19 protein-coding genes and 2 pseudogenes are annotated in these 21605 nt (G+C 56.1%); 8 read left to right on the top strand and 13 right to left on the bottom strand.

The window, feature by feature from the left end; translation table 11 throughout:
* The first annotated feature begins 257 nt into the window (after positions 1-257).
* Positions 258-1469, top strand: coding sequence for an aldose 1-epimerase family protein (locus tag HGP31_RS30295; protein ID WP_020799385.1), 1212 nt, complete (start codon positions 258-260; stop codon positions 1467-1469).
* Between the two features lie 6 nt (positions 1470-1475).
* Here HGP31_RS30295 and HGP31_RS30290 read toward each other — a convergent pair.
* The 6 genes and pseudogenes from HGP31_RS30290 to HGP31_RS30265 form a co-directional block, all read right to left on the bottom strand.
* Positions 1476-2732, bottom strand: a pseudogene (locus HGP31_RS30290) (YifB family Mg chelatase-like AAA ATPase); the annotation flags it as partial.
* A gap of 559 nt (positions 2733-3291) precedes the next feature.
* Positions 3292-5052, bottom strand: a complete 1761-nt coding sequence (locus HGP31_RS30675) for a hypothetical protein (protein WP_240963515.1) — start codon at positions 5050-5052, stop codon at positions 3292-3294.
* Positions 5053-5358: 306 nt separating this feature from the next.
* A complete protein-coding gene (locus HGP31_RS30280; protein ID WP_168759115.1) occupies positions 5359-7035 on the bottom strand; it encodes a tyrosine-type recombinase/integrase in 1677 nt (558 codons plus the stop codon).
* The gene (locus HGP31_RS30275; protein WP_240963514.1) at positions 7025-8098 is read right to left on the bottom strand and encodes a site-specific integrase; all 1074 of its coding nucleotides are present in this window, start codon (positions 8096-8098) and stop codon (positions 7025-7027) included. The genes HGP31_RS30280 and HGP31_RS30275 overlap by 11 nt, the downstream gene beginning before the upstream one ends.
* A gap of 390 nt (positions 8099-8488) precedes the next feature.
* Positions 8489-8725 (bottom strand): annotated as a pseudogene (locus HGP31_RS30270) (magnesium chelatase domain-containing protein); the annotation flags it as partial.
* 199 nt (positions 8726-8924) lie between these two features.
* Positions 8925-9191 (bottom strand): accessory factor UbiK family protein, encoded by a 267-nt coding sequence (locus tag HGP31_RS30265; protein ID WP_020799348.1) that lies wholly within the window; start codon positions 9189-9191, stop codon positions 8925-8927.
* A 421-nt stretch (positions 9192-9612) separates the two neighbouring features.
* Here HGP31_RS30265 and glnK point away from each other — a divergent pair, with 421 nt between their 5' ends.
* The 4 genes from glnK (at position 9613) to sutA (ending at position 12391) form a co-directional block, all read left to right on the top strand.
* A complete protein-coding gene (glnK, locus tag HGP31_RS30260) occupies positions 9613-9951 on the top strand; it encodes a P-II family nitrogen regulator (protein WP_002555808.1) in 339 nt (112 codons plus the stop codon).
* 35 nt (positions 9952-9986) lie between these two features.
* Positions 9987-11324, top strand: coding sequence for an ammonium transporter (locus HGP31_RS30255; protein ID WP_020799347.1), 1338 nt, complete (start codon positions 9987-9989; stop codon positions 11322-11324).
* 216 nt (positions 11325-11540) lie between these two features.
* Complete coding sequence (locus HGP31_RS30250) at positions 11541-11966, top strand: secondary thiamine-phosphate synthase enzyme YjbQ (RefSeq protein WP_033039357.1); 426 nt, start codon at positions 11541-11543, stop codon at positions 11964-11966.
* A 101-nt stretch (positions 11967-12067) separates the two neighbouring features.
* Positions 12068-12391: a transcriptional regulator SutA gene (gene sutA / locus HGP31_RS30245; protein WP_007980816.1), complete on the top strand. Its 324-nt coding sequence runs from the start codon at positions 12068-12070 to the stop codon at positions 12389-12391.
* A 186-nt stretch (positions 12392-12577) separates the two neighbouring features.
* On the opposite strand, the gene HGP31_RS30240 is transcribed toward sutA, so the two are convergent.
* From HGP31_RS30240 to lptM, 6 genes are read right to left on the bottom strand one after another with little or no spacing between them, the layout of a single operon-like run.
* Positions 12578-13285 (bottom strand): HAD family hydrolase, encoded by a 708-nt coding sequence (locus tag HGP31_RS30240; RefSeq protein ID WP_033039360.1) that lies wholly within the window; start codon positions 13283-13285, stop codon positions 12578-12580.
* The gene (gene xerC / locus HGP31_RS30235) at positions 13282-14181 is read right to left on the bottom strand and encodes a tyrosine recombinase XerC (protein ID WP_033039362.1); all 900 of its coding nucleotides are present in this window, start codon (positions 14179-14181) and stop codon (positions 13282-13284) included. The genes HGP31_RS30240 and xerC overlap by 4 nt, the downstream gene beginning before the upstream one ends.
* Before the next feature lie 2 nt (positions 14182-14183).
* A complete protein-coding gene (locus tag HGP31_RS30230; RefSeq protein WP_020799343.1) occupies positions 14184-14909 on the bottom strand; it encodes a DUF484 family protein in 726 nt (241 codons plus the stop codon).
* 13 nt (positions 14910-14922) lie between these two features.
* Positions 14923-15753 carry a diaminopimelate epimerase gene (gene dapF, locus HGP31_RS30225; RefSeq protein ID WP_020799342.1) on the bottom strand — a complete coding sequence of 277 codons (831 nt, stop codon included), beginning with the start codon at positions 15751-15753 and terminating at the stop codon, positions 14923-14925.
* Positions 15754-15757: 4 nt separating this feature from the next.
* Positions 15758-17005 carry a diaminopimelate decarboxylase gene (lysA, locus tag HGP31_RS30220; protein ID WP_033039364.1) on the bottom strand — a complete coding sequence of 416 codons (1248 nt, stop codon included), beginning with the start codon at positions 17003-17005 and terminating at the stop codon, positions 15758-15760.
* A 9-nt stretch (positions 17006-17014) separates the two neighbouring features.
* Positions 17015-17188 (bottom strand): LPS translocon maturation chaperone LptM, encoded by a 174-nt coding sequence (lptM, locus tag HGP31_RS30215; RefSeq protein WP_020799340.1) that lies wholly within the window; start codon positions 17186-17188, stop codon positions 17015-17017.
* A gap of 294 nt (positions 17189-17482) precedes the next feature.
* Here lptM and cyaY point away from each other — a divergent pair, with 294 nt between their 5' ends.
* From cyaY to rnk, 3 genes are all read left to right on the top strand, one after another.
* A complete protein-coding gene (gene cyaY / locus HGP31_RS30210; protein WP_020799338.1) occupies positions 17483-17815 on the top strand; it encodes an iron donor protein CyaY in 333 nt (110 codons plus the stop codon).
* 4 nt (positions 17816-17819) lie between these two features.
* Entirely contained in the window at positions 17820-18047 is a 228-nt protein-coding gene (locus HGP31_RS30205; RefSeq protein ID WP_081648183.1) for a DUF1289 domain-containing protein, read from the top strand.
* Between the two features lie 153 nt (positions 18048-18200).
* Positions 18201-18611 carry a nucleoside diphosphate kinase regulator gene (rnk, locus tag HGP31_RS30200; protein ID WP_020799336.1) on the top strand — a complete coding sequence of 137 codons (411 nt, stop codon included), beginning with the start codon at positions 18201-18203 and terminating at the stop codon, positions 18609-18611.
* Positions 18612-18618: 7 nt separating this feature from the next.
* Here the strand turns inward: rnk and HGP31_RS30195 are convergent, their stop codons facing one another.
* On the bottom strand, positions 18619-21465 hold the full coding sequence (locus tag HGP31_RS30195; RefSeq protein WP_033039367.1) for a class I adenylate cyclase: 2847 nt from the start codon (positions 21463-21465) through the stop codon (positions 18619-18621).
* Between the last annotated feature and the right edge of the window lie 140 nt (positions 21466-21605).

Raw genomic sequence — 21605 nt, 5'->3', positions numbered from 1 at the left:
ATACGATCCGTTGCGCAAAAATGACAGACAGATGTGTCTGTACGTGCTCCTGCATTTGGCGGGCGGCCTTAATGCCATGATGATATCACCGCCAGTCTGCCGGAGGTTTAAACCTTATGAGACTAACGTAAGCGTGCGGAGGTTGCATAAGGTCAATATTAATTGACGTGGGAAGGCTCGGGCGTGGGCTTTTTAAGCTTGCTGAATCGTTTCATCAGCGCTATAAAAAATGCACAACTCCAAGAAAGGCTTCCCCCATGACCTCGCTCAAACTCCTCGTTGTCCTTGGCGCGCTGTCCGCCTCCCACGCCATGGCCTGGGATTACGTCCTGCTCGACAGCGATAAAGCTGCGCAAAACTGGCAGATCACCAGCCAGCAACTCGGTGTGAAAACCGACCAACCCTTCTCCGTGACTCTTCGTACCCTGCACGGCGGTCGGCAAGAGGGCGTCAGCATCGTCGAGATCGATAACGGCAGGATGAAACTCTCCGTGGTGCCGACTCGCGGGATGAACGTGTTGCAGGCGTCGGTCGGTAGTGTGCGCATGGGCTGGGATTCGCCGGTCAAGGAAGTGGTCAATCCGTCCTTCATCGAACTCAATGGCCGCGGCGGTCTGGGCTGGCTGGAAGGTTTCAATGAGCTGGTCACCCGCTGCGGCTACGAATGGGTTGGCCACCCCGGCGTCGACAACGGCGAACTGCTGACCCTGCACGGTCGGGCCGCGAATATTCCTGCGAGCACAGTCACCCTGCACATCGATGAAAAACCACCGTACGCCATCACCTTGCGCGGTGAACTGAAAGAGCAGGCGTTCAAGAAAGTCGACTTCTCCGTGGCGACTGAGCTGGTCACCGAGCCCGGCAGCGTAACGTTCGCTCTCAACGACACCCTGACCAACAACGGTGACTATCCGAAGGAATATCAGGCGCTGTATCACAGCAACTTCAGCACGCCGTTCCTGGAACAGGGCGCCCGCTTCGTCGCGCCGGTGAAACAGGTCTCACCGTTCAACGATAAAGCCAAAGGCGATTTGTCGGACTGGCAAACCTATCGCGCACCGACCAAGGACTACGACGAGACGGTTTACAACGTGGTGCCGTATGCCGATGCCCAGGGCGATACGTTGACCGTGCTGCATGACAAGGCCGGTAGCCTTGGAGTTTCGGTCGGCTTCAACACTCAGACACTGCCCGTGTTCTCCCTGTGGAAAAACACCGACACCCAAGGCCAGGGCTATGTCTCGGGGCTGGAGCCGGGAACAAGTTTTTCCTACAACCGCCGTTATCAGCGGCCACTGAACCTGGTACCGACCATTGCGCCGAAGGAACACAAGCAGTTCCGCATCAGCTACAGCTTGTTGGCGGATAAGGCGGCTGTGGATAAGGCCTTGAAGCAGGTGGGCGAGATTCAGGCGGGGCGGGAAACTGAGGTGCGGCAGACGCCGTTGGTTGATCTAACCAAAGGGTGATGCCGGCTAGAGCGTTGTCGGCCGATATTGCAGCGCCTCGGCCAAATGTTCGCGTCCAATTCCATCGGCTTGTTCAAGGTCCGCCAGCGTGCGCGCAACTTTGAGCAGCCGGTGCGCTGAACGCAGGGAGAGGTTTAGTCGTTCACAAGCGGTTTCCAGCCAGTTTTCATCGACTGTGGATAACTTGCAGTGCTTACGCAGCGCCGGTAGATCGAGAAAGGCATTGGCACAGCCCTGACGCTTCTGCTGGCGCTCGCGTGCCTCGGCCACTATCAATGCAGCGCTGGCGCTGTCCTCTCCCGGTTTCACGGGGGGATTCAGCGCCGTGGCCTCCCGTGCGACGGTCAGGTGCAAGTCGATCCGATCCAACAGTGGGCCCGACAGCTTGTTGCGGTAACGTTGCACCATGTCCGGTGTGCAGGAGCAGCGGCCCGTGGGTTCGCCAAGATATCCACAGGGGCACGGATTCATCGCCGCCACCAACTGGAACCGCGCTGGAAACCGCACGCGATCCTTCGCCCGGGAAATCACGATATGCCCGGACTCCAATGGTTCTCTTAAAACTTCCAGCACCCGGCGTTCAAACTCTGGAAGTTCGTCCAGAAACAGGACGCCATGGTGGGCGAGGGTGATCTCGCCCGGCTGCGGTTTCGAGCCGCCACCCACTAGTGCGGGGCCTGAGGCAGAATGGTGGGGTTGGCGAAACGGCCGATGCGGCCAATGGCTCAGCGGTACGCAACTGGTAACGGATTGGATCGCCGCCACCTCCAGGGCTTCGCTTTCGGATAGCGGCGGCAGTAGCCCGGGCAGGCGACTCGCCAACAGCGTTTTTCCGGTTCCAGGCGGCCCGCTGAACAACAGGTTATGAGCGCCTGCGGCAGCAATCAACAGCGCCCGCTTGGCCGCCAGCTGTCCCTGCACTTCATTCAAGTCAGGATAAGGTTTGCTGGCGTAGAGCAAACCATTGGAGACGTAAGGCTCGATCGGTGTATGCCCATTGAAATGCGCGACAGCCTCCAGCAAATGATCCACCGCAATCACTTTCAAGCCCGACGCCAGGCACGCTTCCTCGGCATTGGCCCGTGGTACCACCAACGATCGCCCGGCCTTGCGCGCCGCCAAAGCCGCCGGCAATACACCGCGCACAGCCCGGACCGCGCCAGACAATGCCAGCTCACCCAGGCACTCCACATCATCGAGCGTCAACGTCGGCACCTGCACGCTCGCCGAAAGAATCCCCAGCGCAATCGCCAGATCGAAGCGGCGGCACACCGAATTGTGAGCAACCTATGGACATGGCTAGAGGCCTCATAACTACTGCACCTGAGGCCAACTGCTGATGTCCATAGTGAGTGAAACAGTTTCAGCAAAATTATCGAATTTTGTCCATACGTTGAAAGCCATTGGTACCGGCTACCGTATGGGCGATAGGTTTGATCTGGGACGGGATGTCTCTAATTTCATGTTCTCCATTGTCAGTTCAAAGATCCTCGCATCCGCTTCGACTAAGAGTGAAAGAGCTTTGTCCCTCTCAGTCTTTAATAGAGATATTTCATCGCGTAATGATCGGTTCCGTTTACGTTGTTTTAGTACTGATTGCCGAGAAGACTCGGGGCGAGCATCTCGATTTTTATCAACCCACTGCTGGATTTCGCTGACCAATTCCGGGTAACGACTTTTCCTTAATGCTGACGGATCACAGCCTGCCTCTCGTGCTACGTTATTTTGCGATACAACGCTGCCTTTAGCGATTATTAGTGGTGCACCAGACTTGAGTCGCTCAAAAGCGGCATAGAATAATTGCTCGGCTGTATCTTTCGAATTACTTAGTTTTAATGGCATTCAATATATTCTCAATCGCTCGTTTTTGGGCAGAAAGGGACTCGTAGAGAGGGGAGCAGGCTTCTGCTCCGCTTAGTCTTTCATCGAGTGCTTCCGAGAATTTTATCAGCTGTGGCTGGCGACTTTTGTCGATAATTACATCAGCACAAGGAGCTTTGCCGTCGCCGCCTCCGCAACGGATTATATTATCAACCCCTCCATAGGGACATGCCCCCAGTTTTGTACAGCCGCCTAGTAGAGTAGGCCTCCAGGAAATCATTCCCTTCCTAATCGCGAGATCGAGTGATTTTTGGTCCAATATGTTAATCCCACCAAAAATTGAGGATTTTCTTGATGTGCCATGGGGGCTAATAAATCTCTCGCTGGATACGAACACTAAATCTTTGGAAAGCATTTCATACATTGCATCAATATATTCATTGCGCGCCGATTGGTTAAGGCGCGCCGTTGAATATCCTTTCCCATAATATAACGACATCGCCCTTGTTCCATGCTTCAGTTGGTATTGCATGGATGGTTCTGAAACAAGCTCTGAGCCTTGCATGTTTACTGCTCCTGTACGGCGGAGCTGATGCCAGGCGAAGTTCCAAACATTACCTTCTTGAAATTTTTCCTCGTTTAGGCTTACTGTGACTTGGCGAGCCAAGTCTAAATCAGATTTAGTTATTTTCAATACATCGTTGTCGAATAGGTTTTTATAGAATTCAGCGACACTTGCATAGCTTGGGTAGCCTGGCCGAATGGCAGTGGAATTGATTTTGTCAACGGTCCCAGCCCATGGTTCGTAGCATCGTGAAATAAGCCATGGTGACTCTAGATCCTCTTGTGAAACTTCAATCATTGGATTGCTGATTGCACACTGCATCCTTAGATTAGAAATACAGCTGAGTGAAGTTACCGCTAATTCGACGGAAGGGGAGGTAACCCAGCGAGCATCATCATCGTCAATAGTTTTACTCGTCACTCCACATATGACGTACATCTGCCCGAACTGATCGTCCGTTTCTATGGATAAGCAGTTCGTGCGTAGATTCCACGCTTCCTTGATACGCATCATTGAAAAATTCAAGATGTAAGCCAATCCCACGTAGCTGATTAAATTTAAATAGCTGCTAAGCAATGTTATGCCCTTCCCTCCGCCGTCTAAACCCTTACCTGGGTCTACCACCCATTTAACTAAAAGGTCATGTATGCCAAATCTAAGAGCTGTTTCAGAAAAAGGCCCGACATAATGGTGGGTATTTATACTTCGTTTGCTTTCTTGAGGCTTAGTGAATGGCGACCGATTTCTAGTAACTTTCCTTAGTGCTTCGTATATACGGCTATGTCCGCCGTAATTTTTCGAATATGCCTCTAAACAATATGTATAACAGGCAACGATTTTTTCCCTGTTTGCCATAAAGTCATCAAGGCACTCTCTCAATCGATTAACCTGGTAAGTCCATATGCGAGGCGGTATGAAGGGGGTTTGATTGGTGGTGGGCGCAATGTAGCCAGACATTAGTTCTTTTATCCCGGAGGGATCAAGGATGACAACTCCAAGCTCGTTGCGCCATTCGTATAGGAAATGTAAATGTAAACGCAAGCTTTGCATTGAAGAATTTTTGAGTTTCTGCTTGATCAGGTCTAGTACTCGAGGATATCTGTGCAATTCAGTAGCGACTATGCCGGCTTCTGTACAAATGACAAATATTGGTTTGAGATCATTAATTTTTTTGATAAGAGTGGTCGGCTTGTTCACGCCCCTTGGCCCGTAAATAAACCATGCGGCGAAAATTCGTAGAATGTCAGCGTTCGCGTTGCTTATAACTGAACTCCGTGCGCGTTGTGGGCCGTCCCCAAAGTTGATATTCATTGAGCGTTTCGCCCATGGCCAAAAGTTCCATATAGAATCAGAGTAAACGCTGACCACATTGCCATTCTTGTCTTGTACGATGGGAAAGTCTGGCCGCGGAGGCCAACTGTCCGGCCTATAATTGGAGCTTTTGGTTATGTCAAACGAGGACTCCATTTGAAAGCGAAGATCGATACTATGTGGCTGATTCATTTACCGCTCCATTAGCTTTATAAATATATCCCAGTGAGGATGGTAATCCTCCTCTTCTACTCTCATTTGTGCTTCTGCAATCCAGTTTCTGGTTTCTTCGCTTGTCGCTTGATAAGCTTCAAGTCTTTTTGTGATTTCTTGTATGACGATCGCAGAAGGATGGGTAGCAACGCTGGTAGATCTATGGGTTGAAAGTTCCAAAGATTTGCAATAGCGATAGGATGCAAGTGACCACATATGATCAAAGCTATTTACGTCCCGCTGGTGCACGCAAAATAGACATCCCGAAGGGTTGCTACAGTCCGGTGTAGGCGCCGTTATCGCAGAATCCTGCACTGGCGCTGGCTTGTCGCCCATACACGCTCCTGGTCCAGGGGGCGCGATAGCTGGATCTATCTTGGCAATAAATCTGCTGATCTCAATTAGAGCCGTTTGATGATTTGGCCGAATGTAATCCCGAAGCAATGTAGCCTCAGAATGCTGGTTCAACTCTGCGACAAGCGATACATTCTTAGATTGACGAAGCAGCCAGTTAGCTCTGGTCTTTCTAAGTTCACGCGCTCCTACGGCTCTGATCCCAATCTCACGGCAACGCTTTTTAATAGATTGAAAGGTCGGAGCTACATTTTCCGGTCTTCCTTTGGGTGAAGATATCGGAAAAAGGAGGCCGTCGGGATCGTCTCCATATATTTCCTTGCGCCATTCTAAGTATTTTTCAAAGTGCGATCGGTATTCGCTATAAATCTGAAACTCCACCTCTCCTTGTGCACGATGTTTATATATACGGCGAACGATATATCCTTTTCCGTCGCTCTGATAAGAAAATCTTCCAACCCTTAGTTGATGCGCTTGGGCTAAATTCATGCCCGTTTGAGCGATGAATATGAGCAACTCTGCCTCAAGTCTTAGGTTTAGTATCGGATATCGGTGGCTCCAAGATGTATTGATTAAGCTATTGTTCCTTCTGTTTTTTCTGGAATCGCTATTGTGTGGCTTCAACTTTTCATTAGGCATCATTCGACACCACTCATGTAGAGTTTTTCCACAGCGAAGCTCTATGACGATTGGTAACCGTTCCCTAACCTTCTCCTGAGTAAGCGCTTCTGAAATATCGAGCAGTAGCGCCCCCATCGAAAAGGCGTCGCTAAGGTTTTGTTTTTCGGATTTTGTGAAGTTTGTTTTTCTCTTCGGTTTTTTTATTCTGGTCTTATGTATTAGTTTAGTATTTAAATTGAGAGCCTCTTCTAGGATTGGACTAACTCGCGTTACCAGAGAAAAAATAGTAGTTAAGCTCGCGCCACCCTGGATACGATTTGCAAACAGCAAAGCTTCGGTCCAATCGATAAATAATTTTTCCGTGTTTTGGAAAGTTAAGTCGACATTCTGTTCGTCAGCCCACGCATAGAATCGTCTAATTCCCCCAATTTGGGATTTGGCTGTACTACGACTTCCGCCCCCAGCCAATCTTGCGCATATTTCATCATGTATTTTTTCAACTAGCGGCAAGCGACCTAGTATAGGTGCAGAAAATTTACCCTGTCTGATGAGCGAGTCAATTTTATCTATATGATAGGCCGACGCTCCTCGATGCAAGAGGCTAGTCAAATCCCAAGGGGTACCAAACTTCCCATAAACGACGTTGGGTATTCTCAACGATGGCAGCGAATCACTCGTCATCAGATCGCCCTTCCGAGAGAATGCTTAAAAAAACTCGACTGAATTCATTTGCGATTTTCGCTTTAGCTGGAGTTCGTTCGATAAACTTAATGTATCTTAACGATGTTGCCTCATCCTTATGCAGCAATGCGTCTTTGATAATGGCTAATGCATTGACTACTCCCGCAATAGGCACGAGCAATATTGCTAATTGCGTCGCGAACGTTGCTCGAGAACGATGAAAATAAAATCCTTCTAAAAAATTATTTCCGGTTGCTTTACTTTTTTTGCGAAGGTTGTGCATCTCAACGTTTAAAGCACTGCTTTTTTCTGTATTTCCAGTGGTATAGGGATTGCCATGTCTCGTTAGAAATACAAGGTTTTTGTTTTGCTCTTTAGCTTTAGAAACCCTGTCTTGACGCTGCTGGCTATCGACATAGATCAGGATTAATTCAAGATGCGGTTTAGTAATCCAAGCAAACCCTGTCACCCCAAATTTTGTTTTAACACTTGGCCTCGCTCCAGGGCCAATGGCTATTTTATAGAGGTCGCGCGATTGCGGGTCAGGGACGGCGCGCCTAAGGGTTTCTACCTTTAGGTCTGATAAAGTACCGATCCTCATTCCAGTATAAAAACCTAGCATGAGAAATAAATATGTCTCCCAACTAGCATTGTCTCTGGCAAATTCTAGAATTTTATCTCTGTCTTCTGCTGAAACTGGAATTAGCCCATCTTCCAGTTTTTCTATGTTTAATTTTCTATTCTTTATCGCTAGGTCCGTAGTTTGGACAGCTATTGTTCTGTCAAAGCCGACGGCGTTTGTGAAGTTAATACTTACAAATTTCTCTTTCCAGAGAGGCCAATCAGAGGTAAGAAAACCGTTTGCCCTCAACCAGCGATAAAAATTAATAACATCTCTCATGCGCTGTGTTGCAGTGGATGGTGCGATTAAGCCAGAGTCGCGTTGTACGATTAAATGACCTCTGAAACGCACGAGACAACGATCAGCCTTCTTTACTGGAAAGTACCACCAATCCGTTTTACTCTGCTCCAACCAATTGGCATACATCAGAATGGAAGTCATATTAGATCGTACTGTATCGATGCAAACCTCTCGTTCTGTAGCGCGTTGCATCGCCCAGAGATTTGCTTCCCGCCATGGCATGGAGTCCTGCCATATTATCTGCGGAAGTCCTTCGATTCCTTCTCTCGTCGTAACAGACGTCCAAACTATATGGTCCGTATTGACGCTGCAGCGGTGGGGTGAATATGAGATATATCGGAGACGCGCCATGCCAACACCATCACAAGAGGTTTCCAATCCTTCTTCAGGCTTCCTTACCTGTTGCCAAAAAAAGGGGTAGGAATCTCAACATAACGGGCGTCTAAAATTTTCCCACTGAAAGGGGAATTATTTTTTGTCCATGGCATGAATGCTAAGGCATGTGGCGTCCATGACTCCATCTAACCCGTGCCCGCCATCCTTGGGCAAATCCGCCGGTGCCAGGTTCAGCGTGATGCGCCGTGGCGGAAACTGCAGCCCCGAATTGATGATCGCACTGCGCACCCGGTCCTTGCTTTCCTTCACCGCCGCCTCGGGCAGGCCGACCATGGTCAGTGATGGCAAGCCATTGGCCAGGTGGACTTCAACAGTGACAGCGGGCGCATCCACGCCAATCTGGGCGCGGCTGTGGACGATGGAGAGGGACATGGTCGTTCCTTGAGGTGACGAGAGGCCGCTTCCTGCGGGTTTTTCAAGGGTAGACGTGGGAGAGGGGATTGGTGGAGTGGTTAGGCGGGCAAACTTTCACGGGATATTACGGTGACGCTCCGCGTCGCTTCAGAGGCGGAACGCGGAGCGTCCCTGGAAGCATTCCCACGCAGAGCATGGGAAGGATCAGTTACTTCAGTTATTCAGTTTCCGCTGGTGGGCTCAGCTTCGCTTCCAGCTCCGCCACTTTCGCCTCAAGAGCCTCCAACCGTGCCCGGGTGCGTGCCAACACGACCATCTGGCTATCGAACTCTTCGCGGCTGACCAGATCCAGCTTGCTGAATCCGCTCTGCAACAATGCCTTGAACTGGCTTTCGATTTCGCTTTTCGGCAGTGGAGTGTCGCCGCTGAAGAGGCGGGAGGCGGTGCCTGTCAGGGCGTCGAGGAAGTCTTTGGGCGCGAGCATGGGGGAATGTCCTGGTAGCAATGCCCGGCAGTGTACCACGCAGTGTCTATAGTCAAATTCGCGGGCAAGGGATGCACGCTTTTCGAGCATGGGGACGGACGGTATCGCACCGTTGTTGTGCGTAACGCGTTGGGTGTTGTCGTGAAGTGGTTGCGATCTGTTGGCAAAGGCTTGAAATCAAAGTGTTTTGTGGAGATGGCAAGCTTTCTGCTTAGATGCTGATGACCCATGCACTGATGCAGTCGCTGTGACGAATGCAGTGCGCCAGGCGAGACGCGGGGAGTGTTTCGCAAGGAGCGGTTAGCTGGCGTCGTACGGGCAGGTAAGGCCGACGATGCGTTACAAAGCCAGGCACTGCGCTTAGACTTGAGACGGGTTTGTTTTCCTGGGGCAAGTCCACCAAATTCGGGAGAGAGTTTTCATGAAGCTAGTCACTGCCATCATCAAGCCGTTCAAGTTGGACGACGTGCGCGAGTCGTTGTCCGAGATCGGCGTGCAGGGCATTACCGTTACTGAAGTCAAAGGCTTCGGTCGGCAGAAGGGTCACACCGAGCTGTATCGCGGCGCGGAGTATGTGGTCGATTTCCTGCCAAAGGTGAAGATTGATGTCGCCATTGACGACAAGGATCTCGACCGGGTTATCGAGGCGATAACCAAGGCGGCCAACACTGGCAAGATCGGTGACGGCAAGATCTTCGTGGTCAATCTGGAACAGGCGATTCGCATCCGTACCGGCGAAACCGATACCGACGCAATCTAAGCCGCCACAAACCCAACGCCCCAGGAGAAAACAAAATGACTCTGCGTAAATTCGCAGGGCTAGGAGCCCTGTTGTCCTTCGTAATGCCCAGCCTGGCCTTGGCGGCAGACGAAGTGGCGGCCCCAGTCCTCAACTCCGGCGACACCGCCTGGATGTTGACCTCGACAGCCCTCGTGCTGTTCATGACCATTCCCGGCCTCGCGCTGTTCTACGGCGGCATGGTGCGCTCCAAGAACATTCTGTCGGTGATGATGCAGTGCTTCGCCATTACCGGCCTGATCAGCGTCCTGTGGGTCATTTATGGCTACAGCATTGCGTTCGACACCACTGGCATGGAGCAGGGCGTCGTCAACTTCAACTCCTTCTTCGGTGGCATGGGCAAGGCTTTCCTCGCCGGTGTCACGCCATCCAGCCTGACCGGCCCTGCGGCGCTGTTCCCTGAGGCGGTGTTCATCACCTTCCAGATGACGTTCGCCATCATTACCCCGGCGCTGATCGTCGGTGCCTTCGCCGAGCGCATGAAGTTCTCCGCGATGTTGATCTTCATGGGCATCTGGTTCACCCTGGTGTATGCACCGATCGCGCACATGGTCTGGTCCGGCAACGGCGGCCTGATGTGGGACTGGGGCGTGCTGGACTTCGCTGGCGGCACCGTGGTGCACATCAACGCCGGTGTGGCCGGTCTGATTGCCTGCCTGGTGCTGGGCAAGCGCAAAGGTTTCCCGACCACGCCGATGGCCCCGCACAACCTGGGTTACACCTTGATGGGTGCGGCCATGCTGTGGGTCGGCTGGTTCGGTTTCAACGCCGGTTCCGCTGCGGCGGCCAATGGCACTGCCGGCATGGCGATGCTGGTCACTCAGATCGCGACCGCCGCCGCTGCGCTGGGCTGGATGTTTGCCGAGTGGGTCACCCACGGCAAGCCAAGCGCATTGGGTATCGCTTCGGGTGTCGTGGCCGGTCTGGTTGCGATCACTCCTGCTGCTGGCACCGTGGGCCCGATGGGTGCCCTGGTTATCGGCCTGGCAGCGGGCGTGGTGTGCTTCTTCTGCGCCACTACCCTGAAACGCAAGCTCGGCTATGACGACTCCCTGGACGCCTTTGGCGTGCACGGTATCGGCGGTATTCTCGGCGCGATCCTGACCGGTGTATTCGCTGCACCGTCCCTGGGCGGCTTCGGCACCGTGACCGACATCGCCGCACAAGTATGGATTCAGTGCAAAGGCGTGGGCTTCACGGTGATCTACACCGCCATCGTCACCTTCATCATCCTCAAGGTCCTGGACGCCGTGATGGGCCTGCGGATCACCGAGGAAGAAGAAGCGGTCGGCATCGATCTGGCGCTTCACAACGAACGCGGCTACAACTTGTAAGCACGCGCATGAAAAAATCTTGCCCGGCTTGCCGGGCATTTTTTCGTCTGGAGTTTGTCATTGAAGCAAAGGCTGAAAGGTTTTTTCTTACAGCTTTTACGACGTTTGCGATGCGAGTTTTTGTGCCGCCAATGGCTTACATGATTGAAGGATGATCAGGGCCTTTGTTTTTTCCCTGAGCGCGCTAGAATGCGCCCCGGACGTGCGGAGAACTGTATGTGGCAACAGACTCTGATAACCCTTCGGGCGAGGCCCCGGGGCTTTCATCTGGTAACGGACGAGTTACTCGCTGGCCTGCCTGAACTCAAGGCGTGCCGGGTCGGTCTGTTGCATTTGTGGATACAGCATACCTCGGCGTCGTTGACCATCAACGAGAACGCCGATCCGGCGGTACGTCGCGACTTCGAACGATTTTTCAATCGTCTGATCCCACAAGGAACAGACGGCTATGAGCATAACGACGAAGGCCTGGACGACCTCCCGGCGCATTTCAAGGCCAGTGTGCTTGGCTGTCAGCTCAGTTTGCCGATTTCGGCGGGTCGACTGGCGTTAGGGACCTGGCAAGGCGTTTACCTGGGCGAGCACCGTGATCATGGCGGTGCCCGTAAAGTCCTCGCCACCTTGCACGGTGAAGGGGCATAACCGCTGGTCAGCAGCGGCTGTTGATTTTTTTCCGGCAGCCTTCGACAGAGGGCAAAGCTGGGCTATAACTAATCTGCTTTTCGCAAGTCATGAGGTAGAACATGAGCGACGATGATCTGGAAAACGACGACCTCGAAGTAGGCGACGACGACGAAACCGAAGAAGGTCTGGAAGCAGCGGCGGAAGACGTCGCTGAAGACGACGGCGGTGATGCCCCCGTTCCGACCGCCAAAGGCAAAGCCAAGGCAGCGGTATCGGTCGATGAGCTGCCGAGTGTCGAAGCCAAGAACAAGGAACGTGACGCCCTGGCCAAGGCCATGGAGGAGTTCCTGGCTCGTGGTGGCAAGGTGCAGGAAGTGGAGGCCAATGTGGTCGCCGATCCTCCCAAGAAGCCAGACAACAAGTACGGCAGCCGGCCTATCTGAGCCTGCTACGCGCTTGCTGAAAAAGCCCGCCGTCGCTGCGGGCTTTTTCATGCCTGAAATAAAACTCTGGGCTCAACGAGACCCAATGTGGGAGCGGGCTTGCCCGCGAATGCGGTTTGTCAGTCGACACCTTTATTGACTGTCACGACGCCTTCGCGGGCAAGCCCGCTCCCACAGGTTGCTATGTCAGGCTGAGGTTGCATTCCACCGCGCCAACAACGCTGGCAACTCGGTCAGGCTGCGAATCTCGGCATCCGGCAAACGCTCGTTTTCCCAGACCTTGCCCGCCGGGTTAAACCAGATCGCCCGCAACCCTGCCTGTTGCGCACCGGCGATGTCATCCCCTGGATGATCACCGATATGCACCGCCGTCTCTGCGGTTGCACCACCGCGCTGCAGCGCTTCATGGAACAGGCGCGCATCGGGTTTGGCGACGCCGATGTCTTCGGCACACAACGCAAACTTGAAGTAGTCCGCCAGCCCCAGCCGGCGCACGTCGGCGTTGCCGTTGGTGACCACGCCAAGGGTGTAATGGTTGGCCAGTGCCTGGAGGGTGGGTTGCACCTCCGGGAAGATTTCCAGCTGATGCCGGGCATGCAGGAACACTTCGAAGCTCTGATCGGCCAGGTCCGACGCTTCAGCGTGAGCGTATCCGGCTTCTTCCAATGCGTGAAACAACACGCGCCGGCGCAGGGCGCTGATACGGTGCTTGAGGTTTGGCTCGATGCTCAGGATGCGTTCGCGAATGGCCCACAAATGCTCCACCGGTATCGCTCCAAGGTTGGGCGCATGTTCAGTCAGCCATTCCCGCAATACGGCTTCGGCGCTGACGATCACCGGGGCGGTGTCCCACAGGGTGTCATCGAGGTCGAAAGTGATCAGTTGGAGAGTCATGAATCGTCGCCTTTAATGCGTTTGGCCCGTGGGTGGGCGCTGTCGTAGACGGTTGCCAGGTGCTGGAAATCCAAATGGGTGTAGATCTGGGTGGTCTTGATATCCGAGTGGCCGAGCAGTTCCTGCACCGCCCGCAGGTCCTGGGAGGACTCCAGCAGGTGGCTGGCGAAGGAGTGTCGCAACATGTGTGGGTGCAGGTTTTGCCCCAGTTCGCGTTCGCCCGCCGCCTTGACCCGCAACTGGATCGCCCGCGGCCCCAGGCGCCGGCCTTGCTGGCTGACAAACACCGCATCGTCTGCCGGATTGGCCAAGGCTCGCAGTGGCAGCCACTGTTCCAGCGCCTCGCGAGCTTTTTTGCCCACAGGCAGCAGACGGGTCTTGCTACCCTTGCCGTGCACCTGGACCATGCCGTCCGCCAAATCCAGCTGATCGAGATTGAGCCCGGTCAGCTCCGACAAGCGCAGTCCGGAGGAGTAGAACAGCTCAAGGATCGCCTGATCCCGGCGCGCCAGGAAGTCGTCTTCCACGCCGCCTTCCAGCAGTTGCAGCGCACGATCAGTATCGAGGGTCTTCGGCAAGCGGCGCTCGCCCTTGGGCGGTGCGAGGCCATTGGCCGGATCGTGGTCGCAGAGACCTTCGCGGTTCAGGTAGTGATAAAGCCCGCGTACTGCCGACAGAAGACGCGCCAGGCTGCGCGACGATTGGCCTTGTGAATGCAGGCGGGCGACCAGGCTACGCAGGCGCTGGATGTCCAGGGCCGCCCAACTGGCGATGTTCTGTTTGACGCACCAGTCCAGCACTTTGTCGAGGTCGCGGCGATAGGCCGATAGCGTGTGCGGCGACACCTGCCGCTCACTGCGCAGGTGTTCGCAGTAAGCGTCCAGTTGCCGTTCCATTTTCAGCGTACCGAGCGCAGGGAGCTGTTGAATCGTGGCAGCACGCGGCCCATGACTTCGGCGATGTAGCTCAGGAACAGCGTGCCCACCGAGCTCTTGTAGTGCTGCGGATCACGGCTGGCGATGGCCAGTATGCCGTGGATGCCTTGATGGCTGATGGCAACGACGGCGGTGGAGCCAATCTGCTTGCGCTGTTCTTCGCCGAACAGAAAGTCCAGTTCATGCTCGCGCAGGGTGCCGCTGACGCTCTTTTCTTCCTGCAGCAAACCACCGATGGCCACTTGTGCCTCGGCGTGGGTCACCCAGCGGCCCACCGGCATGGCGTTGTCGCCCAGCAGGATGAGGCTGACGAAGGGAACCTGGAAGTCCTGGCGCAGGCTGTCTTCGACGCAGATCACCACGTCTTCGAGGCTCGTCGCGTCGAGCAGGGCGAGAATCAGGCGGCGGGTCTTGTCGAACAGGCGGTCATTGTCGCGGGCCACATCCATCAGGTGCGAGAGGCGATGACGCAGTTCTATGTTGCGGTCGCGCAGGATGGTCATCTGCCGCTCCACCAGCGAAACGGTATCACCGCGCCGGTGGGGGATGCGCAAGGATGCAAGCAGGTCTTCGTGCTCGACGAAGAAGTCCGGATGAGCCTCCAGGTACGCGGCAATGGCCGCCGCCTCCAGGCTTTCGGACGGTGATTCGTCGGGCTGTCGGGCGGGTACCTGAGGCTTATCGGTCATGGTTGTGGCTCACTCAAAGACGCACTTGTCCTTCATAAACGCGCACTGCCGGGCCGGTCATCATGACCGGTTGGCCAGGGCCTGCCCATTCAATGGACAAGCGCCCGCCAGGCAGGTCGATCAGTAGTGGCGAATCCATCCACCCCTGGCTGATCGCAGCGACTGCGGCGGCGCAGGCGCCGGTACCGCAGGCCTGGGTTTCACCAGCCCCGCGCTCCCAGACGCGCAACTGCGCACGGCTCCGGTCGATAACCTGGAGAAAACCGACATTGACCCGTGCCGGGAAACGCGGGTGATGCTCGATTTTCGGCCCCAGTTCATGCACCGGTGCGTTGTTGATATCGCTGACCCGCACCACGGCATGGGGGTTGCCCATGGACACGGCGGCCAATTCGACGGGCGTGCCATCGACGTCGACCTGATAGTTCAGGGCCTGTTCTTGCGCCTGGAACGGAATGTCGGCCGGCACCAGGCGTGGAGCGCCCATGTTGACACTGATCTGGCCATCGCTGCGAACATCGAGCTCGATAATGCCGCTTTTGGTTTCGACACGGATCTGCCGTTTTGCGGTCAGGCGCTTATCGAGCACAAAACGGGCGAAACAGCGTGCACCGTTGCCGCACTGTTCCACTTCGGAGCCGTCGGAGTTGAAGATCCGATAGCGGAAGTCAACGTCCGGGTTGCTCGGAGCTTCGACGATCAGCAGTTGGTCGAAACCGATGCCGGTATGCCGGTCGCCCCATTGCTTGGCATGCTTGGGCAGTATATGCGCGTGCTGGCTGACCAGGTCGAGGACCATGAAGTCATTGCCCAGGCCGTGCATCTTGGTAAAACGCAGCAGCATGGTTTTACTCCGGCAGCAGGCTTTCGCCAGCGAACAACTCGGCTACCGTCTCACGGCGACGCACTTCAAATGCCTGATCACCGTCCACCAACACTTCGGCGGCGCGGCCGCGGGTGTTGTAGTTGGAACTCATGACAAACCCATAGGCGCCAGCCGAATGCACGGCCAGCAGGTCACCTTCTTCCAGGGCAAGCTCACGCTCCTTGGCCAGGAAATCGCCGGTCTCGCAGATCGGGCCGACGATGTCGTAGGGACGCGCAGCGGTATTGCGCGGGCGCACGGCGGTGACGTCCATCCAAGCCTGGTAAAGCGCCGGGCGGATCAGGTCGTTCATGGCTGCGTCGACAATGGCGAAATCCTTGTGCTCGGTGTGCTTGAGGTACTCGACCTGGGTCAGCAGCACGCCGGCATTGGCGACGATGAAGCGGCCCGGTTCGAAGACCAGCGACAGGTCGCGACCGTCGAGACGTTCACGCACGGCCTTGATGTAGTCGCCAGCCAATGGCGGCTCTTCATCGCGATAACGCACACCCAGGCCACCACCGAGGTCGATGTGACGCAGGTAGATGCCGCAGTCACCGAGGCGGTCGACCAGGCCCAACAGGCGATCGAGGGCATCGATGAACGGTGGCAGGGTGGTCAGTTGCGAGCCGATATGGCAATCGACGCCTATCACTTCCAGGTTAGGCAGTTGGGCGGCCCGCACGTAGACGTCTTCGGCGTCGGCGATGGCGATGCCGAACTTGTTCTCTTTGAGACCGGTGGAAATGTACGGGTGGGTACCGGCATCGACGTCCGGGTTGACGCGCAGGGAGATCGGCGCACGAACACCGAGCTCGGCGGCCACCACTTGCAGGCGTTCCAGCTCGTCGGTGGATTCGACGTTGAAGCAATGCACGCCGACTTCCAGCGCACGACGCATGTCGTCGCGGGTCTTGCCGACGCCGGAGAACACGATCTTGTCGGCGCTGCCGCCAGCGGCCAGCACACGTTCCAGCTCGCCACGGGAAACGATGTCGAAACCGGCGCCAAGACGCGCCAGGACATTCAGCACACCCAGGTTGGAGTTGGCCTTGACCGCAAAGCAAACCAGGTGAGGCATACCGACCAGGGCATCGGCATAAGCCAGGTATTGGGCTTCGATGTGCGCACGCGAGTAAACGTAGGTCGGTGTACCAAAGCGTTCGGCAATAGCAGACAGTGCAACACCTTCCGCGAACAGTTCACCGTCACGGTAGTTAAAAGCGTCCATGATGTTCCCTTATTGGTAGACGTCGTGCTTGTGCGACTTGGAGGGCTGCTTTTGCGAGGACTTGGCTTGCTCTGCAGGGTCCTGATCTTCATCGGGAAGGTACAGCGGGCCTTTTTGACCGCAGGCCGACACAAGGCAGGCAACCGCGAGGAGCGCAGCAAGGGAAGAGATCAGGCGCTTCATGGCGAAATCCTTGAAAATGCATTAATTGCGCCGGAGTATACCGGCCACCCGGCAGCTTGCCTATGCGACGGGGCTCCCGTCCGGCGGGCCTTGCAAGATGCCAGTCGGTATCATGGAGTCCCTGTGGGAGCGAGCCTGCTCGCGAAAACGGTGGGTCCGGCAGCTATGATGTTGCATGTGCCGACCTCTTCGCGAGCAGGCTCGCTCCCACAATTAGTAATCCTTTGCATTCGGCAAGCAGCGTCCGTATCTTGCGGCGCTTGAGCCTGATCAGACATTTTTGAGGTTGCCGCAATGAGTTTGTCCGAAGCCCGTTTCCACGATCTGGTCGATGCCACCCAGGAAAAACTGGAAGACATCTTTGACGAAAGCGACCTGGATATCGATCTGGAGAGTTCGGCCGGTGTACTGACCGTCAAATTTGAAAACGGAACCGCACTGATTTTCAGTCGCCAGGAGCCCCTGCGCCAGCTGTGGCTGGCAGCTGTGTCCGGCGGCTTCCACTTCGACTACGACGAAGAAAGCGAGCGCTGGATGTGCGACAAGAGCGAAGAGCAGTTGGGCGAGATGCTTGAACGTATCGTCAAGCAGCAGGCTGACGTCGAGCTCGATTTCGAAGGCCTGTAATCTCGTGACCCAGTCCGCGCCTGCTCGCCCTCCCAAGCCGCTTTACAGCAACGTCAGCCCGGCGGTGCCTTCCCCGTGCAGCGGCGTGTGTCGGCTGGACGAGCAGAAGGTCTGTCTCGGGTGTTTCCGTCATGTGGAAGACATACGCGAATGGCGCTCGGCGGATGACGAACGCCGCCGGGTGATCTGCGCCCAGGCCTCGCAACGCAAAACCACCGACACTCCCCGGTAGGGACACACAGCCGTACGCCGGTGGCGGCTTGTATATTTTTTGAGCTGTGATAGTGTCCAGAAACGCCTCAACCCATCGAGGCTTGTGAAAACCCCGCCTTTTTCTGGCGGGGTTTTGCTTTTTTCGTGCAGAAGAAAGGAGTCTGCCCTGATCATGACCGCACCTTCCATCACCCTTACCCGTCTAGACGTTCAGCGTCTGGAGCGTCTGATCGACAGCCTGGATGAATCGCTGCCGGGCGTTATCGCGCTGCAAACCGAACTGGATCGCGCCGATACAGTGGTCGGCCACGATGAAGTGCCCGCCGATGTCGTGACCATGAATTCCCGCGTGCATTGCCGTGAAGAAGGCAGTGGCAAGGACTACCACCTGACGCTTGTGTATCCGAAGGATGCCAACGCCGATGAGGGCAAGATTTCCATTCTGGCGCCAGTCGGCAGCGCGTTGCTGGGCCTGAAAGTCGGCCAGCACATCGACTGGCCAGCACCGGGCGGCAAGACGTTGAAACTGACCCTGCTTGAAGTCGAATCGCAGCCAGCCAATGGCGGCTCCTTCCCCGAGTGACGCCCTTTCAGACCTGCCCGAGCGCCTCGTTCAATGCGCGCTCCAGGTCGGCCTTGTAGCGCAGATACAGATTGCTTGACCCCTGACCATCACCGAGCAGGCCTGACAGGTCCAGATCGGTGATGTAGCAGCGGTAGCGTTCGGTCTCGTGGCGCTGCTCGACGATTTCCCGGGCGACCACGCTGAACAGCTGGTCGCCATGTTCCAGCTCGCTAAACTCCCGCTGATTGCAATACAACGTGACCTGCAACTTGCCCGGAGCGGCTTTGCCGACGATCGCCTGTACGTCATAGAAGGGTTTGTTGACCGGGGTTTGCGGTGCCGACCGCGCATCCACCCGCCGCGCCCGGCCAGTACCCGAAGGCAGCAGTTGGTAATACCGGGTGTCCAGGTTCGCAGGCTGAGCCGTGTCCATTGGCAACGCGGCGTCGCGCCGGTACTGGATCGATTGCAGGAAACGCTGCAGCGGCGCCAGCAGGCTTTGCTCGTCATGCCACGGCAGGTGTTGCTGCCACAAGGCATTGAATTCATCGAGCACGTACAGGTCAGCCTGCGCTTCATTGACCCGGTAGAACACCTGGATGCAGCCGGGCCGACCCATCGGCAGCAGCAAGGACAGGTCGTGGTCGTCCAATGCCATCGGGTCCAGGTGCAGCGGGCTGTAGCTCGCCCGGTCTTCGCCGAGACAGTCCAGCAGTCCCGGCAGCGTGGCCTGCGTGATGTGATTGACCTGGCCGGGTATCAGCTCAAGTACGTGGTAATGCTGCTGGACCTGGATCAGATAGCGGTGATTGAGATTGCTCAGCAGCAGGTTCTGCGCGGTTTCGAGAATGTCTTCGACGCGCTGGGCAATGAATTGCGCACGGTTGTGACAGAAACAACGGACTCTCAACCTGGGTTGGCGTGGCCCACCAGGCAGAGCGTTGAGATAGTCGCGTAGGCAATCAAGCAGGGCGTGGGGACCGTCGTAGCGGCTGACCAGCACCTCGTTCCAGCTGTTGAGCGTGACCTGGTCCAGGGTCAGCACCAGGTTTTCCTTTACGCCTGCGTAGCTCAAGGAGTCGGTGCGCTCGGTGGTCATCAGGATGTTCAGTTCGCGGTGGTGCTTGAGTGGATCGATGCCAACGTTTACCAGAATAAGCACTTCGCTGGGCGCGCTGGCACGCAGCAGGGCTTTTTCGGCGACGGCCGGCAGTGGCAGGGGAATGCTTTGTTGCAGGCTGCCAAGCAGGTTGAACAGCTCGAATTCGCTGAGGTCGCTGCTGCCCGGGTGCAAGGCCAGGCGGGTGCTGCTGTCGATCACGCCGTTGCGGTGGCACCAGGCGAGTAGCTCGATTAAATGGCGACTGCGTTTGATCGGGGCGAAATGTTCCCACTCAAGGGCGGTGAGGCTGCCGTTGTACAAGCCCCACTGGCTTTGGTCCGGTTCTTTCCTGCTCGGCGCGTACACCAGCGTCAGGGTATCTTCGGCCAGGTCCGGGGCGATTCCGGGGTTGATGAACTCGACCTTGTTCGCCTTGCGTTCAAACGCTGCGTACAGTCGCCTGCCCAGTACGCTGAGGTCGCGCTTGTTGATCGGGCTGATGGTTTGTTCATGGCGGGCAAACTGGGTCAGGAAGCGATAGCTGAAATTCAGTTCGTTGACCAGGGCCCGGCGCTCCGAGATGACCTGGCGGACTTTCCACTGGCTGCGGCTATCCAGCAGGGCCAACTGGCGCTGATCCCATTGCCATTCGCGGGCCAGGCGCTCAAGTAATGAGCGTTGCCAGCCCTGGGTGCGCCCACCGCTGCCGGTGAGTTTGCGGTTGACCTTCAGGTACAGCGCCCGGCGCACCAACTCCAGCCGCTCCGGTTCGTTGCGGGCGATGAGGTACTGCGCGATGCGCCGATAGACCACGACGTACGGGTCCAGCTCATCGAGGTCGAGCCGATTGGCGAACACCTCCTGTTTGAAACGCAGGCTCAGGCATTGGACTCTGGGGTGTTCGCTGGCGTACACCTCGATCAGCAGGAGTTTGAGCACCGACTTGTACGGCGACTCGATGCCCTTGAACAGCTGCCAGAGCCCGGCACCAATGAACTCGCCGGGCGGAATGCGGGCCAGATGGCCCAGGTCCAGGGTTTCATCGGCGCGAATGAAGCGCTTGGACGTCAGGGTATGGGTGTACTGGGCATAGTTGGCTTCCTCATACACCGGCACCAGCCACCAGATCGGCGTGCGCCCCGCCAGCCAGATCGCCGTGCGATAGAACTCGTCCAGCAACAGATAATGCTGGGTGGTACCGCAGTCTTCCGAACTCAACTGGCCGTCGCGCTCGCCTTTTACGAAACGGACCGGATCGATCAGGAAAAAGTGCGCTTCGGCGCCCTGGGTCGCAGCCCAGGCTTCGAGCAGATGGCATTTGCGGCGCAACTCGGTCAGTTCGTTTTCGCTCAGGTCCGGACTGTGGCAGACCCACACATCCATATCGCTCTGGTCGGCCTGGGCCAGGGTGCCGAGGCTACCCATCAGGAACAGGCCGTGAATCGGCCGTGGTGGATTGCTGCCGTGGCGCGGCTTATAGGAAAAGGAGCGGGTCAGGCGCTGGGCTTCGGCGAGGACGTTGGCATCCGGCTCGAAATTCGACAGCCCGGCCGGCGTGCCGCCCGAAACGTAACCCGGCAGCAATGGGTGATTGACATGGAAGAACAGCGGAAGGAGGTTCAATACCCCTTGCTGGCGCGTCGACAACCCTTCCATGGCACGGGCCATGCGCCCCTCGTTGAGCTTGAGGAAGCGTGCGCGCAGTTGGCTGAGCACCTTGCGGTCAATTCCCTGGTCCAGATCGGGGCGGATTTCATGGGTGCGGGTCATGTCAGCTCAAACCGGCTCGCAGGGCTCGGACGTGGATGCTCTCGGGATGAGGGGCAGTTTAGCGCCTGGGCCCCGGGACTTTTAAGCTGATTTTTTATTTCTGGCGTCAGATTTGTATCGTGTTACGAAAGCGGGCTACA

It is taken from the genome of Pseudomonas umsongensis (assembly GCF_012647205.1).
GTDB classification, from domain to species: Bacteria; Pseudomonadota; Gammaproteobacteria; order Pseudomonadales; family Pseudomonadaceae; genus Aquipseudomonas; species Aquipseudomonas umsongensis.
This window is presented reverse-complemented; position numbering and strand designations above follow the sequence as displayed.

Excerpts from the sequence above, each read along its gene's own strand:
- HGP31_RS30295 (WP_020799385.1), top strand. The coding sequence starts at position 258 with ATGACCTCGCTCAAACTCCTCGTTGTCCTTGGCGCGCTGTCCGCCTCC.
- HGP31_RS30280 (WP_168759115.1), bottom strand. The coding sequence starts at position 7,035 with ATGACGAGTGATTCGCTGCCATCGTTGAGAATACCCAACGTCGTTTAT.
- HGP31_RS30275 (WP_240963514.1), bottom strand. The coding sequence starts at position 8,098 with ATGACTTCCATTCTGATGTATGCCAATTGGTTGGAGCAGAGTAAAACG.
- HGP31_RS30265 (WP_020799348.1), bottom strand. The coding sequence starts at position 9,191 with ATGCTCGCGCCCAAAGACTTCCTCGACGCCCTGACAGGCACCGCCTCC.
- glnK (WP_002555808.1), top strand. The coding sequence starts at position 9,613 with ATGAAGCTAGTCACTGCCATCATCAAGCCGTTCAAGTTGGACGACGTG.
- HGP31_RS30255 (WP_020799347.1), top strand. The coding sequence starts at position 9,987 with ATGACTCTGCGTAAATTCGCAGGGCTAGGAGCCCTGTTGTCCTTCGTA.
- HGP31_RS30250 (WP_033039357.1), top strand. The coding sequence starts at position 11,541 with ATGTGGCAACAGACTCTGATAACCCTTCGGGCGAGGCCCCGGGGCTTT.
- sutA (WP_007980816.1), top strand. The coding sequence starts at position 12,068 with ATGAGCGACGATGATCTGGAAAACGACGACCTCGAAGTAGGCGACGAC.
- HGP31_RS30240 (WP_033039360.1), bottom strand. The coding sequence starts at position 13,285 with ATGACTCTCCAACTGATCACTTTCGACCTCGATGACACCCTGTGGGAC.
- xerC (WP_033039362.1), bottom strand. The coding sequence starts at position 14,181 with ATGGAACGGCAACTGGACGCTTACTGCGAACACCTGCGCAGTGAGCGG.
- HGP31_RS30230 (WP_020799343.1), bottom strand. The coding sequence starts at position 14,909 with ATGACCGATAAGCCTCAGGTACCCGCCCGACAGCCCGACGAATCACCG.
- dapF (WP_020799342.1), bottom strand. The coding sequence starts at position 15,753 with ATGCTGCTGCGTTTTACCAAGATGCACGGCCTGGGCAATGACTTCATG.
- lysA (WP_033039364.1), bottom strand. The coding sequence starts at position 17,005 with ATGGACGCTTTTAACTACCGTGACGGTGAACTGTTCGCGGAAGGTGTT.
- lptM (WP_020799340.1), bottom strand. The coding sequence starts at position 17,188 with ATGAAGCGCCTGATCTCTTCCCTTGCTGCGCTCCTCGCGGTTGCCTGC.
- cyaY (WP_020799338.1), top strand. The coding sequence starts at position 17,483 with ATGAGTTTGTCCGAAGCCCGTTTCCACGATCTGGTCGATGCCACCCAG.
- rnk (WP_020799336.1), top strand. The coding sequence starts at position 18,201 with ATGACCGCACCTTCCATCACCCTTACCCGTCTAGACGTTCAGCGTCTG.
- HGP31_RS30195 (WP_033039367.1), bottom strand. The coding sequence starts at position 21,465 with ATGACCCGCACCCATGAAATCCGCCCCGATCTGGACCAGGGAATTGAC.